At 55.9% G+C, this 13,920-nt stretch carries 11 protein-coding genes and 1 pseudogene; 10 read left to right on the forward strand and 2 right to left on the reverse strand.

Annotation, left to right across the window (positions count from 1 at the left end):
- Positions 1-16: 16 nt before the first annotated feature.
- A complete protein-coding gene (locus WLO31_RS09650) occupies positions 17-979 on the forward strand; it encodes a YhfZ family protein (protein WP_435930228.1) in 963 nt (320 codons plus the stop codon).
- 32 nt (positions 980-1,011) lie between these two features.
- Here the strand turns inward: WLO31_RS09650 and WLO31_RS09655 are convergent, their stop codons facing one another.
- Both WLO31_RS09655 and WLO31_RS09660 read right to left on the reverse strand, forming a co-directional pair.
- Positions 1,012-2,742, reverse strand: a complete 1,731-nt coding sequence (locus WLO31_RS09655; protein WP_435930229.1) for an ABC-F family ATP-binding cassette domain-containing protein — start codon at positions 2,740-2,742, stop codon at positions 1,012-1,014.
- 269 nt (positions 2,743-3,011) lie between these two features.
- The gene (locus WLO31_RS09660) at positions 3,012-3,983 is read right to left on the reverse strand and encodes a LacI family DNA-binding transcriptional regulator (RefSeq protein WP_435930230.1); all 972 of its coding nucleotides are present in this window, start codon (positions 3,981-3,983) and stop codon (positions 3,012-3,014) included.
- 186 nt (positions 3,984-4,169) lie between these two features.
- On the opposite strand from WLO31_RS09660, the gene WLO31_RS09665 reads away from it, so the two are divergent.
- The 9 genes and pseudogenes from WLO31_RS09665 to WLO31_RS09705 all read left to right on the forward strand — a co-directional run bounded on the left by WLO31_RS09665 (position 4,170) and on the right by WLO31_RS09705 (position 13,900).
- A complete protein-coding gene (locus tag WLO31_RS09665; RefSeq protein WP_435930231.1) occupies positions 4,170-5,417 on the forward strand; it encodes an MFS transporter in 1,248 nt (415 codons plus the stop codon).
- Positions 5,407-6,495 carry a Gfo/Idh/MocA family oxidoreductase gene (locus WLO31_RS09670; protein WP_435930233.1) on the forward strand — a complete coding sequence of 363 codons (1,089 nt, stop codon included), beginning with the start codon at positions 5,407-5,409 and terminating at the stop codon, positions 6,493-6,495. Before WLO31_RS09665 ends, WLO31_RS09670 begins: the two co-directional genes overlap by 11 nt.
- Complete coding sequence (locus WLO31_RS09675) at positions 6,495-7,556, forward strand: sugar phosphate isomerase/epimerase family protein (protein WP_435930234.1); 1,062 nt, start codon at positions 6,495-6,497, stop codon at positions 7,554-7,556. The genes WLO31_RS09670 and WLO31_RS09675 overlap by 1 nt, the downstream gene beginning before the upstream one ends.
- Positions 7,556-8,671 (forward strand): Gfo/Idh/MocA family protein, encoded by a 1,116-nt coding sequence (locus tag WLO31_RS09680; protein WP_435930235.1) that lies wholly within the window; start codon positions 7,556-7,558, stop codon positions 8,669-8,671. The genes WLO31_RS09675 and WLO31_RS09680 overlap by 1 nt, the downstream gene beginning before the upstream one ends.
- Positions 8,672-8,728: 57 nt before the next feature.
- Positions 8,729-9,487, forward strand: coding sequence for an alpha/beta fold hydrolase (locus tag WLO31_RS09685; RefSeq protein ID WP_435930236.1), 759 nt, complete (start codon positions 8,729-8,731; stop codon positions 9,485-9,487).
- Positions 9,488-9,504: 17 nt separating this feature from the next.
- Positions 9,505-9,753 (forward strand): annotated as a pseudogene (locus WLO31_RS09690) (LysE family translocator); the annotation flags it as partial.
- A 231-nt stretch (positions 9,754-9,984) separates the two neighbouring features.
- Entirely contained in the window at positions 9,985-11,424 is a 1,440-nt protein-coding gene (gene aldA / locus WLO31_RS09695) for an aldehyde dehydrogenase (RefSeq protein ID WP_435930237.1), read from the forward strand.
- 161 nt (positions 11,425-11,585) lie between these two features.
- Entirely contained in the window at positions 11,586-12,644 is a 1,059-nt protein-coding gene (locus WLO31_RS09700) for a YncE family protein (RefSeq protein ID WP_435930576.1), read from the forward strand.
- A gap of 320 nt (positions 12,645-12,964) precedes the next feature.
- Positions 12,965-13,900 (forward strand): TauD/TfdA dioxygenase family protein, encoded by a 936-nt coding sequence (locus tag WLO31_RS09705; RefSeq protein WP_435930238.1) that lies wholly within the window; start codon positions 12,965-12,967, stop codon positions 13,898-13,900.
- Positions 13,901-13,920: the final 20 nt, after the last annotated feature.

The following is a 13,920-nucleotide window of genomic DNA, read 5'->3' on the forward strand; positions in this document are numbered from 1 at the left end:
CGAGTAGACGGCAACAATGACGGTTATTACTCACAATGTTAAGCAGCTTTCCCCGGTGGCGTTTATCGCCCGTACTATCCTTTCAGGCGGGCTTTCTGGCCGTCTGCCCATTACCGCCTGGTTTCAGGAAGCGTTGGGAATAGGTTCAGGTACGGTGCAAAAAGCTTTGCAGGAGCTTAAAAAATCCGGCGCTGTCAGTCTCGTTTCTCGTGGTCACCAGGGGACCTTTGCGGTCTCCTGGAACTTCCCCCTGCTGTGGGACGCCGCGCGTATGCCGCCCGTACATATTCTTCTCCCGCCGCGAGGTTCGCTGGAAGCGACTCAGATTGCCTCAGCGTTTGCACAGCAGTGCAGCCAATGGGACGTGGTCGCAACGGTCGGTTATCTGCGCGGCGCGCATTCCCGCCTTGCATCGCTGGAACGCAACGAGGCGGATATCGTTTTGCTCTCTTCGGGCTCGGCCCAGATGCTGCTGGCGGACTCGTCCACCCAGGGGTATGAAATGTTTGAGGTGGGCAACGGGAGCTATTACCGCCCGGGAAGCCTGGTGGTTGTTGAAAGGCACGAAGCGCAGGGCATCAGCCGGCCGCGGGTGGGGATCGATTGCCATTCCAGCGATCATCAACGCTTAACTCGCGCGCAATTTCCGCCGCAGAATTATGAATATGTTGAGGTGGATTTTACGTTGTTGCCTCGCCTGGTATTTACCGGCGAAGTTGATACAGGCGTCTGGCATCAGGAATCATCGCTCATTCCTCTCGATAAGGTGGGGCTGGCTATTCGCCCGCTGGATAAACCCGAGTCGCTGGAAATGGCCAACGCTATTTCAAGTGCCGTGCTGTTAGTGCACCGTGCATCGCCGGTGGCGCAGCTGCTGCGCCAGCTGGATTTCACGTTGTTAAGGGCGCAGGCCATGTTGCCCTTAGATACGGCAAACTCGCATTTCAACAGCGTTCCCGTAGCGCTACGTTTTCGCTAAAAAAGGGGGTTGCCCCCCTGATACAGATACTGCTACTCCAGTTCCAGCCGTGCATTCAGCGCGGCAATCTCCTGAAGCCACTCTTTTTGCAAGGCAGGTTTCTGATGCTTCTCTTTACGCGCCAGATCGTCGGCCAGCCTGGTTTCCAGATCCAGCAGGCGCTCGAGCAGCACATCCGCCTCCTGCTTCAGTTCTGCAGGAGGCAGAGGCGACTCAACGGCAGAGGCTACCCGCTCTCCCTTTTCTTCGGCGGTCAATAATGCGTACAAAGCATCCGGATCGTACCATTCGCTCAGTTCGCCATTATCAATCAGCCAGAAGCGATTGCAGCTTTTCGCAATCAGCGAACGATCGTGCGTGACCAGCAGCACGCCGCCTTCAAAGGCTTGCAGCGTTTCGGCCAGCGCCTCTTTGCCTTCCATGTCCAGATGGTTGGTGGGCTCATCCAGCATCAGCAGCGAATAACGCGCAAGCGTCAGGCCGACAAACAGCAGACGAGAACGCTCGCCGCCGCTTAAGGTACTGACGGTTTGCTGATGGCGAAGCCACGGGAAACCGGCAGCTATCAGCGCCATTTTCCTCTCCTGCCCGGTTAAGGCGGCAAAAGGTTCAAGCGCCTCCAGCAGCGTATCGTTATCGCGCAGCTGATGCAGCGTCTGGTCGTAGTAGCCCATTTCAGCGCGGGGATGGAGGCGAATGCCTTCATCCTGTTCCGCCTGCTGATACTGCTGCCACAAGAGGCGCAGCAGGGAGGACTTTCCGCAGCCGTTGCGACCAATAATCGCCACCCGATCGCCGCTTTTTACCCGCTGTAACGGCAGCCGGAATAGCGGTTGCGCATCGGGCGCAGGCGAAACATGCAGATTTTCCATCTCAAGCAGACGGTCGGCCTGGAGCCTTTCACCACGCAGAATCAGCTGCCACTGATGTCCGGCGCTTAGCTCGGTTTGTTCATCCTTTAATTTATCGACGCGTTTTTCCATCTGCTTAGCTTTGCGCGCCAGATCCTCGTTGTCATACACGCGTCCCCATACCGACAGCCGTCTGGCGCTGGCAGCAATGCGGTCTATCTCTTTTTGCTCCGCCTGGTGGCGATGGGCATCCGTCCGATCTCGCTCCTGCAGTGCTTTTCGCGCTGTCGAACAAGGAAGCTGAAAAAAGCTCAGGGTGCGGTCGCGCAAAATCCATGTGCCGTTGGTGACGTTATCCAGCAATTGCTGGTCGTGAGAAACCAGCACAAAACTGCCGTTCCAGCCGCGCAGGAACTGCTCAAGCCACAGCAGCGTGGGCAGATCGAGGTGGTTGCTGGGTTCATCAAGCAGCAACAGATCCGGCCCGGTTATCAGCGCTCGCGCCAGCAGCAGACGGGTATGTTGCCCGCCGCTCAGGGTGCCGGCAGTGAGATGCCAGTCCTGTTCGCTAAAGCCCATACTGCCAAGCAGCGCTTCAGCGCGCCAGCTTTCACCGTGGCGCTGCGATGTATCCAGGCGTGCAAGCACCGCATCCAGGATGGTCAGCGGATGGAGGGCTTCAGGAAGATGCTGCTCAACGCGCGCCATCAGACACTGGTGCGCGCTTGTCACGCTGCCGCTGTTTGCAGAAAGTGAGCCATCAAGCAGTTTCAGCAGGGTGCTTTTGCCGCAGCCGTTATGGCCGATTAAGCCCAGGCGATCGCCTTTTTTAAGCGTAAAGGTAATGTCGGTCAGCAGGGGACCAAAAGGCGTATCGAGGTTAAGAGACCGGGCGGTTAATAAGGTTGTCATAGTGCTTACTCAGGAGTTACAGGCATAAAAATGCCTCGTCATATAAAACTGACGATAACTCAGTAAGCCTGAGGGAAGGGAGTGATTGGGTTGTCTTCGCTCAAGCCGAAGTTATCGCAGCACGGTGTCGATAACGCTTGAGCAGTGACGATCGCCAAAAGTATGCGAACGGTTAAAATGTTCACAAGACAGCATGGGGATCCTCCTTATATTCAGATAGTTGCAGGTGGCGCGAATTGTAGCCGTAAAACGTATGATTTGCCACCGGCTTAAACCGATCCCCGCACCACCAGTTTCCAGTCGAGAATTTCATTCACCGTTTCCACCTGCGGATTTTCAATTCTCTCCAGCAGCAGCTGTACGCTACGCACGCCGAGCTGATGCATCGGCTGTTCAACGGTGGTGAGCGGCGGAGTGGTTACCGCGCCAAACGGCACGCCGTCAAACCCCATGATCGCCACGTCTTCCGGCACGCGCAGCCCGTTTGCGTGGGCGTAATGCAGCGCGCCGCCGGCCAGCGCATCGGAAATAGCAAAAACGGCATCCGGCGGTTCCGGCAGGGTGAAGAGCTCCGCCATCGCCTGCACGCCCGCCTGATATTCCAGACTGTCTGCATAAACCACGGCTTGCCAGGCCGTACTTCGTCCGGCCCGGTAGCCCGCTTCCCGCTGCTGCGAATAGAGGTAACGCAAATCGCCGTTAATTAACGCGATACGTCGATAGCCTGCGCTGGCGAGATGATCGACCGCAGCCGCGGCCGCTTTAAAATTATCGATTGTTACGGAAGAGGCGTTATAGCCCGGATCGCCTTCGCCGCACTGCACCCACGGCGAATCGCCAATCAGCGTTGTTAAGCCCGGTAAACAACTGATGGCATCCATAGTAATTACGCCGTCGACGACTTTGCCGCTCAGCAACTGCAGATAGGCGGATTCACGCGTCAGACGTGATTCAGAGTTACACAGCAGAATGTGATAGCCGTGTTTTTCCGCTTCCTCTTCAATGCCGCGGACCACCCGCGCGCAGAAGGGGTTAGTAATATTGGAAACCAGTACCAGCAGCATGCGGCTGCGCGCGGTGCGCAACTGGCGCGCAAGAAGATTTGGTTGATAATCGCATGATTCAATAGCCGCCAGCACCTTATCCCGGGTAGCAGATTTTACCCCCGGATTGCCGTTCAGCACCCTGGAAACGGTAGCGGTGGAGACCCCCGCCATACGAGCCACTTCATCTATCGACATGCTGATCCTTATATCCAGGCTGTTTATTTGTGAAGCACATTCCAGATCCGCATCAATAGTATCAAATAATTCCTGAGCATGATGGAAACCCCACTGAAATCGATTACATTTTTAATGAAGTGTTAATGTAATCGATTACAAAAATAACCTCTTACCCTTAAATCAATACTCTGCCGCGGAGGATTTATGTCTTCTCACTCAGCCGTTGGGGCTCAGGTAATCACGCATAAATGGGTGATTACGCGCCTGTCGTTAATGATGTTTCTGGAATTTTTCGTCTGGGGGGCCTGGTACGTTACGCTGGGCGTCGTGATGGGCAAATATGGCCTTAGCGCGGTGATTGGCGACGCGTACTCCACCGGTCCTGTCGCTTCCATCCTTTCGCCGTTTGTACTGGGCATGCTGGTGGACCGTTTCTTTGCTTCGCAAAAGGTGCTCGGCGTATTGCATCTGGTAGGAGCCGCGCTGTTGTGGTGGCTGCCGGGCCTGTTCGAAAGCGGGCAAACCGGCCTGCTGTGGGTGATATTCGCCTATATGCTTTGCTACATGCCAACCATCGCGCTGAGCAACAACGTGGCGTTTCACAGCCTTGTGAACAGCGAGAAGGGTTTCCCGATCGTTCGGGCCTTCGGCACTATCGGCTGGATCGTCGCAGGGCTGATCGTCGGGGTGAGCGGGCTTTCTGACAGCACCAGCATCTTTACCATGGCGGCCGTTGCGTCGGTCGTTCTTGGCATTTACAGCTTTACGTTGCCCAACACGCCAGCGCCGGATCGCGGTAAGCCGCTTTCCATGCGCGATTTACTGTGCGCCGATGCGTTTGCCTTACTTAAACAGCGCCACTTTATGGTGTTCATCATCTGCGCCACGCTGATTTCAATTCCTCTGGCCGCCTACTACGCTTACGCTGCGCCGTTTATCTCCGCGCTGGGCTTTGAAAACGTCAGCGGCGTGATGGCGTTCGGGCAGATGTCCGAGCTGCTGTTTATGCTGCTGATCCCGTTCTTCTTCCGCCGTCTGGGCATCAAAATGATGCTGCTGATCGGCATGCTGGCGTGGTTTGCGCGTTACGCCATGTTCGCCCTGAGCATCGCGGAAGAGACCCGCTGGATGATTTACATCGGCATTATTCTGCACGGCGTGTGCTACGACTTCTTCTTCGTTATCGGTTTTATCTATACCGACAAGGTGGCGGGCGACAAAGTGAAGGGCCAGGCGCAGAGCCTGCTGGTGCTGTTTACCTACGGGCTGGGTATGCTTATTGGTTCGCAAATCAGCGGCGCGGTATTTAACCGTTCGGTTACCGCCCAGGGCGCTGAAGCGCTGGTGCAGTGGCAGCAGTTCTGGTGGCTGCCGGCCATCGCCGCGGTGATTATTGCCGCCATTTTCTTCTTTACGTTTAACTATAAAGAAGGGGCGAAGGATGGCCGATAGGGCACTGCGGGTGCTGGTTGTGGGCTGCGGTAATATGGGCGCCGCCCACGCTCAGGCCTATGAGGCGCTGCCGGAATTTTCACTCTGCGGGCTGGTTGCCCGCGGAACGTCCAAAGAGCGCCTGAAGGCGCAGCTCGGCGAGAATATTCCTTTGTTCGACGAAATGCAGGACGCCATCAGACAGACCAGGCCGGATGCGGTTTGTATTGCCACCTGGTCTGACAGCCACGAAGTTTTAGCGCTGACGGCGCTTGCCGCAGGCTGCCATGTCTTTGTGGAAAAACCTCTCGCAACCACCGTTTCCGGCGCGAAGCGCGTGGCGGCAACCGCGCGGCTGGCGGGCAAACAGCTTGTGGTGGGCTATATTCTGCGTCACCACCCCGCCTGGCAGCAGTTTATTTACCTGGCGCAAAACCTCGGCAAGCCGCTGGTGATGCGCATGAACCTCAACCAGCAAAGCGCCGGCCCTGCCTGGCACACCCACAAAATGTTGATGCAGTCGCTTTCACCGATTGTGGATTGCGGAGTGCATTATCTGGACGTGATGTGCCAGATGACGCAGGCAAGCCCGCTTTCCGTGAGCGCGATCGGCGCGCGCTTAAGCGATGAAATTGCTCCGCAACAGTTCAACTACGGCCAGCTGCAGGTCCGTTTCGCTGACGGCTCCGTCGGCTGGTACGAAGCGGGCTGGGGGCCGATGATGAGCCAGACGGCGTTCTTTATTAAAGACGTTATCGGGCCAAAAGGATCGGCTTCTATTGTGGCACGCGAAGCGGGTGGCGAAGGGCAGTCCGCCAGCGTCGAGGCGCACACGCGAACCGAATCGCTGCGCCTGCATCATTCGCAGCTCAATGCTCAGGGGGAGTTTGCGCACCAGGACGAGTGGATAAGCGCTGCCGGTGAGCCAGACCACTTCGCCTTGTGCCGTCTCGAACAGCAGTTTTTTGCGCGTTCCGTTATTGAAAATAGCGATTTAACGCTGCATCAGCAGCAGGCGATTGAAAGCCTGGCCGTGGTGCTGGCGGCTGATCTCGCGGTTCGCGAGCAGCGTATGGTTAATATTAAGGAGGTGTTGTGATGAAAACCCTGAAGGGGCCATCCATTTTTCTTTCCCAGTTTATTGGCGAACAGCCGCCGTTTAACTCTCTGGATACGCTGGCGGCCTGGGCCGCCGGGCTGGGTTATAAAGCGGTGCAGCTTCCTACTCATTTACCGCATATTTTCGATCTGCGTAAAGCGGCGGAAAGCCAGAACTACTGCGCGGAAATCAGCGGGCGGCTGGCAAACGTTGGTCTGGACATTAGCGAGCTTTCCACTCATTTGCAGGGCCAGCTAATCGCCGTGCATCCCGCCTATGAAGCGGCGTTTGCAGGCTTCGCTCCGCCTGAGCTTGCGCACGATCCCAAAGCGCGCCAGCAGTGGGGCGTCGATTGCCTGAAACAGGCCGCGCGCGCGTCGCAAAATCTGGGACTAAAAGCGCACGCAACTTTCTCCGGCGCGCTGGCCTGGCCCTATTTTTATCCGTGGCCGCCGCGCAATGCGCTGCTTATCGACGAGGCCTTTAGGGAGCTGGCAAAGCGCTGGCGTCCGGTGCTGGACAGCTTTGATGATGCGGGCGTGGACGTCTGTTTCGAACTGCATCCCGGCGAGGATTTACATGACGGCGTTACCTTCGAGCGTTTTTTAGCGCTTGTCGATAATCATCCGCGCTGCAACATCCTTTACGATCCGAGCCATATGCTGCTGCAGCATATGGATTACCTCGGTTTTATCGATCTTTATCATTCACGCATTAAAGCCTTTCACGTTAAAGACGCTGAGTTTCAGCGCTCGGCGAAAAGCGGCGTCTATGCCGGCTATCAGCCGTGGACCGAACGTCCCGGGCGCTTCCGTTCGTTGGGAGACGGGCAGGTGGATTTCAAAGGTATTTTCAGCAAGCTTGCGCAGTACGACTACGCCGGGTGGGCTACGCTTGAGTGGGAGTGCTGTCTGAAAGCGGGCGAAGCGGGCGCGCGTGAAGGGGCGAAATTCATCGCCGAACATATCATTCCCGTGGCCGATTATGCCTTCGATGATTTCGCCCTGCGCGGGAGCGAAACGGCGGCGGTACGTAAAATGCTTGGGCTGGAGGAGAAGTGATGAAACGCATTCGGTTAGGCATGGTGGGCGGCGGCGAAGGCTCCTTTATCGGCGGCGTGCACCGTATCGCCGCGCGTCTTGACGACCAGTTTGAGCTGGTCGCCGGAGCCTTTTCCTCCTCGCCTGAGGTTGCAAAGCGCAGCGGTGAAGCGTTATTTGTCGACCCGGAACGCAGCTATGCAAGCTGGCAGGAGATGGCGGAGCAGGAGGCCGCGCGGCCGGATGGCGTTGAAACGGTGGCGATAGTCACGCCGAACTTTTTGCATGTGCCCATCGCCAGAGCGTTTCTGGAAAAGAAGATCCACGTTATCTGCGACAAACCGCTGGGCATTACCCTTGCCGAGGGCGAAGAGCTGGCTTTCGTGCTGAACGAATCCGGCTGCCATTTTATCCTGACCCATAACTACAGCGCGCTGCCGATGATACGCGAGGCGCGAGCGCGCATCGCCAACAGCGAAATCGGCGATATCCGCAATATAGAAGTGGAGTACCTGCAGGGCTGGCTGAACGACAGGCTGGAGCTTACTGACAACAAACAGGCGAGCTGGCGAGGTAAGGCACAGTTTGCCGGGGCAGGAGCGATTGGCGATATCGGCACGCATGCCTGGCAGCTGGCAGCCTTTGTTACCGGCATGGAGCCGGAATCGATTCGCGGCGAGCTCCTGACGCGCATCGCAGGCCGCGAGCTTGACGATGAAGTTTATGCAGAAATGCGCTACGCCAGCGGTGCCAGAGGACGACTGTGGGCAAGCCAGGTCGCGCCAGGCTATGAAAACGATCTGCGGTTGCGTATTGTCGGCAGCCGGGGAAGCATCAGCTTCCGGCAGCAGCAGCCTGAAATTCTTGAGATTCACCCGCTGCACGGTAATAGTTACGTTGTCACGCGTAACGGCATAAACAACCATGATTCCATCCGCCATCAGTGCCGCACGCCGGCCGGACACCCGGAAGGTTATCTGGAAGGTTTCGCCCAAATTTACCGTGAGGCAGCGGTAAAGATCCGCGGCGGCAGCGCGCCGCTATTGCCCGGCATCGTCGAAGGCTTATCCGGCATGCGCTTTATCGAAACGCTACGCGCCAGCAGCGACCAGGGCGGCGCGTGGGTGGAATGGTAGCCAATCCTGCGATGGGCTGTATATAATTACAGTTATCACCCTCTGAAAGGAAGCGCTATGCACAGTTTTACTTCCCGTCATGCCCGCTGCCGGGTTCGCTACCATGATTTGCCCGGCAGCGGCGTGCCTTTATTGTTTATTCACGGTCTGGGCTGCGCCTCTTCTTATGAATATCCACGCGTGTACGCCGACCCGGCTTTCGGCCACCGGCGCAGTATTCTGATTGACCTGCCGGGCAGCGGCTACAGTGAAAAGCCAGTGGAGTACTCCTACACCACCTCCGATCAGGCGCTGGTTGTCGCCGAACTGGTGGAACATCTTGGCCTGCACCGGTTTTATCTTTACGGGCACAGCATGGGGGGCAGCATTGCGATTGAAGTCGCCGCGCTGATGCCTGCAAAAATCTCCGGGCTGGTTGTCTCGGAACCGAACTTCCAGGGCGGAGGCGGCATGTTTAGCCGCGGTATTGCCGGGCAGGAAGAGGGCGAGTTTGTCAGCGAGGGGTACGAAAACCTGCTTGCGGCGGAGCGGTCCCCGTGGGCCGGAAGTTTACTCAGTAACGCGCCTTATGCTTTGTGGCGCGGCGCGAGCAGCCTGGTCAAAGGAGTTGAGCCATCCTGGTTTGAAATATTTACCTCACTGCGGATACCTAAGTCGCTGATTTTCGGCGAGCAGTCCCTGCCGGATGCGGATTTCGACGCAATACAGGCTGCGGGTATCCCCACTCTGGTTATCCCCAGCGCAGGACATTCGATGTCATGGGAAAACCCGGCAGGCCTGGCGAGAGCCCTGGCACACTATTGCGGTAATGATTAATAACAACGACGCCAACTGAAATGGGGGTGTTTTACGTCTCCTTTTTACCGCAGTTTATCCCAGCGGGGCATTCTCCCGTCATCTGGACGCTTCTGCTTGTTTCCATATATGTTTTTATCGGAACGATGTGGTCATTAACGCTGATCATGGCCGCAAGCTACGCTTCAGGAGTATTTAAAATCCCCGCCGTTGTAAGCTGGATGGATCTCACTACAGGTGGGGCCTTTATGCTGTTTGCAGCAAAACTGGCGGGGAGCAGCCGATAGCGCTGCTCCGATCCTGCCCGCATTGACCGTTTCACCAGCCAGGGCTCTGAAACGGTCAGCCTCATGTTGTTAATCTGTAAATAAATTCGCTCTCACGCGCCGATTTTATTGAGTGCCATCACAAAACATGACCGTTTTGCCCGAAATAGCGTTTTTGATGCCTAAAGTGGTTACAAATATTTTACCCGGACATAACAATCAGCATTCACTCTGCACTCACAGGAGTCGGTCATGACAGCACCCGTACAGCACCCAATGTATATCAACGGCCAGTTTGTTCCCTGGCAGGGCGATCGATGGATTGACGTGGTGAACCCCGCCACCGAAGAGGTGATTTCCCGTATTCCGGACGGCGGCGCGCAGCAGGCGCAAGAGGCGATTGATGCCGCAGCTAAAGCGCAGGACGGCTGGGAGGCGCTACCGGCTATTGAGCGTGCGGGCTGGCTGCGAAAAATTGCCGCAGGCATTCGCGAACGCGCGGCCGTCATCAGCGCGTTAATTGTTGCTGAAGGCGGCAAAACCCAGCAGTTAGCTGAGGTGGAGGTGGCTTTCACTGCGGATTATCTCGACTACATGTCCGAATGGGCGCGCCGCTATGAAGGTGAAATTCTGCAAAGCGATCGTCCCGGCGAAAATATCCTCGTATTCAAACGGGCGCTTGGCGTGACGACAGGTATTCTGCCGTGGAACTTCCCGTTCTTCCTCATTGCCCGCAAACTGGCGCCGGCTCTGGTGACCGGTAACACAATCGTTATCAAACCCAGCGAGTTCACGCCGAACAACGCCATCGCGTTTGCTGAAATTGTTCACGATATCGGCCTGCCGAAAGGCGTCTTTAACCTGGTGCTTGGCCGGGGCGAAACGGTGGGCCAGGAGCTGGCGGGCAACCCGAAGGTGGCGATGGTCAGCATGACGGGCAGCGTGGCGGCCGGTGAGAAAATCATGGCTGCGGCGGCAAAAAATATCACTAAGGTTTGCCTGGAGCTGGGCGGCAAAGCGCCTGCAATTGTGATGGACGACGCCGATCTGGATATCGCGGTTAAAGCGATTGTGGATTCACGCATGATCAACACCGGGCAGGTCTGTAACTGCGCGGAACGCGTATACGTGCAGAAGGGCATTTACGACGAATTTATTACCCGTCTGAGCGAAGCCTTTAAGCAGGTGAACTTTGGCGATACGGGCGAGCGTAACGACGTGGCGATGGGGCCGTTAATCAATGCCGCAGCGCTTGAGCGGGTCGAGCAGAAGGTAGCGAAAGCGGTGAGCGAAGGCGCTCGCGTGCTGACCGGCGGCAAGGCGCCTGAAGGCAAAGGCTACTTCTATCCGCCAACGCTGCTGGTGGACGTGCGTCAGGAGATGACCATCATGCATGATGAAACATTCGGTCCGGTACTGCCGGTCACCACTTTCGACACCCTTGAGCAGGCGGTGGCGATGGCAAATGACAGCGACTACGGCCTGACCTCTTCCGTTTATACCCGCGATCTGAATACCGCCATGAAAGCGATTAAAGGGCTGAAGTTTGGTGAAACCTATATCAACCGTGAGAACTTTGAAGCGATGCAGGGCTTCCATGCCGGCTGGCGAAAGTCAGGCATTGGCGGGGCGGATGGGCGCCACGGGCTGAATGAATATCTGCAAACCCAGATGGTTTATTTGCAGGTCTGAGCCTGTTAAATCACCTTCTCCCACGCCCAGGGAGAAGGTGATTTAACATCAGGATCTCCCGACGTTAATTTGTTAATGATAATTATTTACTTTTTATCAAAGATAATGATAATCATTACCACTATTAACCGGCCCACATAGGGAGATTTATGTTTTCTTCAATGGACTCTGGCGTACAGACTAAACGTCGTGTTTTACCTGTGCTTGCGCTTTCTACTTTCCTCTTTTCCACCTCGCTGTTTGCCGACACGAATTTCACTCTCGATCGTAAACCGGTAGGCAAGGGCGCCTATGAACTGGCCGTTACCGGCGAACCTTCGGCGCTGTACGTGGCAACTTCCCAGAGCCGCAAGCTGGATAAGGGCGGGGTGGTTTACCGCCTTGACCCGGCCACGCTTGAAATCACCCAGGCTATTCATAACAACCTCAAGCCGTTCGGCATGGCGGTGAACCACACCACGGGCACGCTGTTCCTCGGCAACACCACTAACAGCGCGGTCACCGCTGTTGATGTGAAAACGGGCGAGGTGAAGCAATCTCTGGTGCTGGATGAGCGTAAACGTACAAAAGAAGTGCGTCCGTTTGCGCCGCGTGAGCTGGTGGTTAACGAAGCGACGAATACCCTTTACGTTGGCGGGCTGGGCGCATCAAGCGTGCTGTGGATTGTGGATGGCGATAATCTGACGCTGCGCACCACCATTGAAGGATTAGGTAAATCTGCCACGGGCCTGGCTATCGACGCCAAAGCCTCCCGCATTTACATGACTAACGGCGATAATGAATTCATCACCATTGATACCGCCACGGACAAAGTTATCTCGAGAACCAGACTTGAAGAAGGCGAGCATTTCTACCTGAACCTGAGTCTGGATACTGAAAATCATCGCGCGTTTATCACGGATTCAAAATCGCCGCAGCTGCTGGTTGTGGATACTCAGAACGGCAAGGTGCTGCAGAAGATAGCGCTGCCGGTATCCCTGGCCGTGCTGTACAACGCCCGCCGTAACGAAGTTTACGTCACGCACCGCGAGTCGGGTAAAGTCAGCGTGATTGATGCGAAGACCTACAAGGTGCTCGAAACCATCGATACCCCAACGCATCCTAACAGCCTGGCGCTGTCGGATGACGGCCAGACGCTGTTTGTCAGCGTGAAACAGCCAGGCTCGCGTGATAAAGAACCAGCCAGCCCGGATGAGGTAGTTCGTATTAGTTTCAAATAACCGCCTTCTTAAACGCTTCTCATTCTGAGGATTAAGAGTGGTGACAGGCATCCGCAAACCTGGTTTTCGGATGCCTGGATAAACCAGAAGAAATAATTCTTTGTTTATATCGGGCAGGATTAACGCGCCGGCAGGCATAATAGTACTTTACCCACCGTCTGAAGCCTCATCTTACGGGCTTTTTTATTCCCCATGCGTTAGCTATAAATTAACTTAGCTTTGCCAGCTAAAAAATCTATCTATATAAGTATCGATTCTTTTAATTGTTAATTCGCTGTTTCTATACTGCGAGTCCACTTAACGTTTAAGAGACCGCCGTTATGACGATTAATACTTATGAGATTGATGCTGAATTTCCCGATCTGACTATTCGCCGCGTTGCCGGAAATATTGGCGCCGAAATTGTGGATATTAAAATAACGCCCGATCTTGATGCGCAAACCTTTTCGCAAATAGAAGCCGCGCTGGTGAAATATAAGGTTCTCTTTTTCCGTAACCAGACACAGCTGACGGATGAAACGCATCAGGCATTTGGCGCGCGATTTGGCAAAGTGGTGGCTCATCCTACCGTGCCGTCACCGGCCGGCACAAAACTCTTTGAACTGGATGCTTCCAAAGGCGGCGGCCGCGCGGATTCCTGGCATACCGACGTCACCTTTGTCGAAGCTTTCCCGAAAATCTCTATCCTGCGCGGGGTGAAGATCCCTGCATACGGCGGCGACACCGTCTGGGCCAATACCGTTACCGCCTATGAAAACTTACCGGAAGAGTTAAAGCGCTTTGTAGAAAACCTGCGTGCGGTGCACAGCAACGATTATGACTACGGCGCCGAGCGCCTGGTGGCGGAACAGCAGCGTCTGGATCATCACCGCAAAGTGTTCGTTTCCGCCGTCTACGAAGCGGAACATCCGGTGGTGCATGTACATCCCGTGAGCGGTGAAAAAGCCTTGCTGCTGGGCCACTTCTTCAGGCGTCTTTCCGGCTTCAGCAGCCGCGAATCCACCCGTCTTTTTGAACTGCTGCAGGCCCGCGTCATTCAGCTGGAAAATACCGTGCGCTGGCGCTGGCAGCAGGACGACGTGGTTATCTGGGACAACCGCGCGACGCAGCATTACGCCGTTAACGACTACGGCACCCAGCCGCGTCTGGTACGCCGCGTCACCGTTGAAGGCGATGCCGCCGTTGCTGTGGATGGCAGCCGCAGCCGGACGATCTCCCGACCGGAGCAGCAATCCACCGTCAGCGCCGTCGCCTGATTCTCCATAATAAAAAAGGA

The sequence above is a fragment of the Dryocola sharpae genome (assembly GCF_051307055.1).
Taxonomy (GTDB): Bacteria; Pseudomonadota; Gammaproteobacteria; order Enterobacterales; family Enterobacteriaceae; genus Dryocola.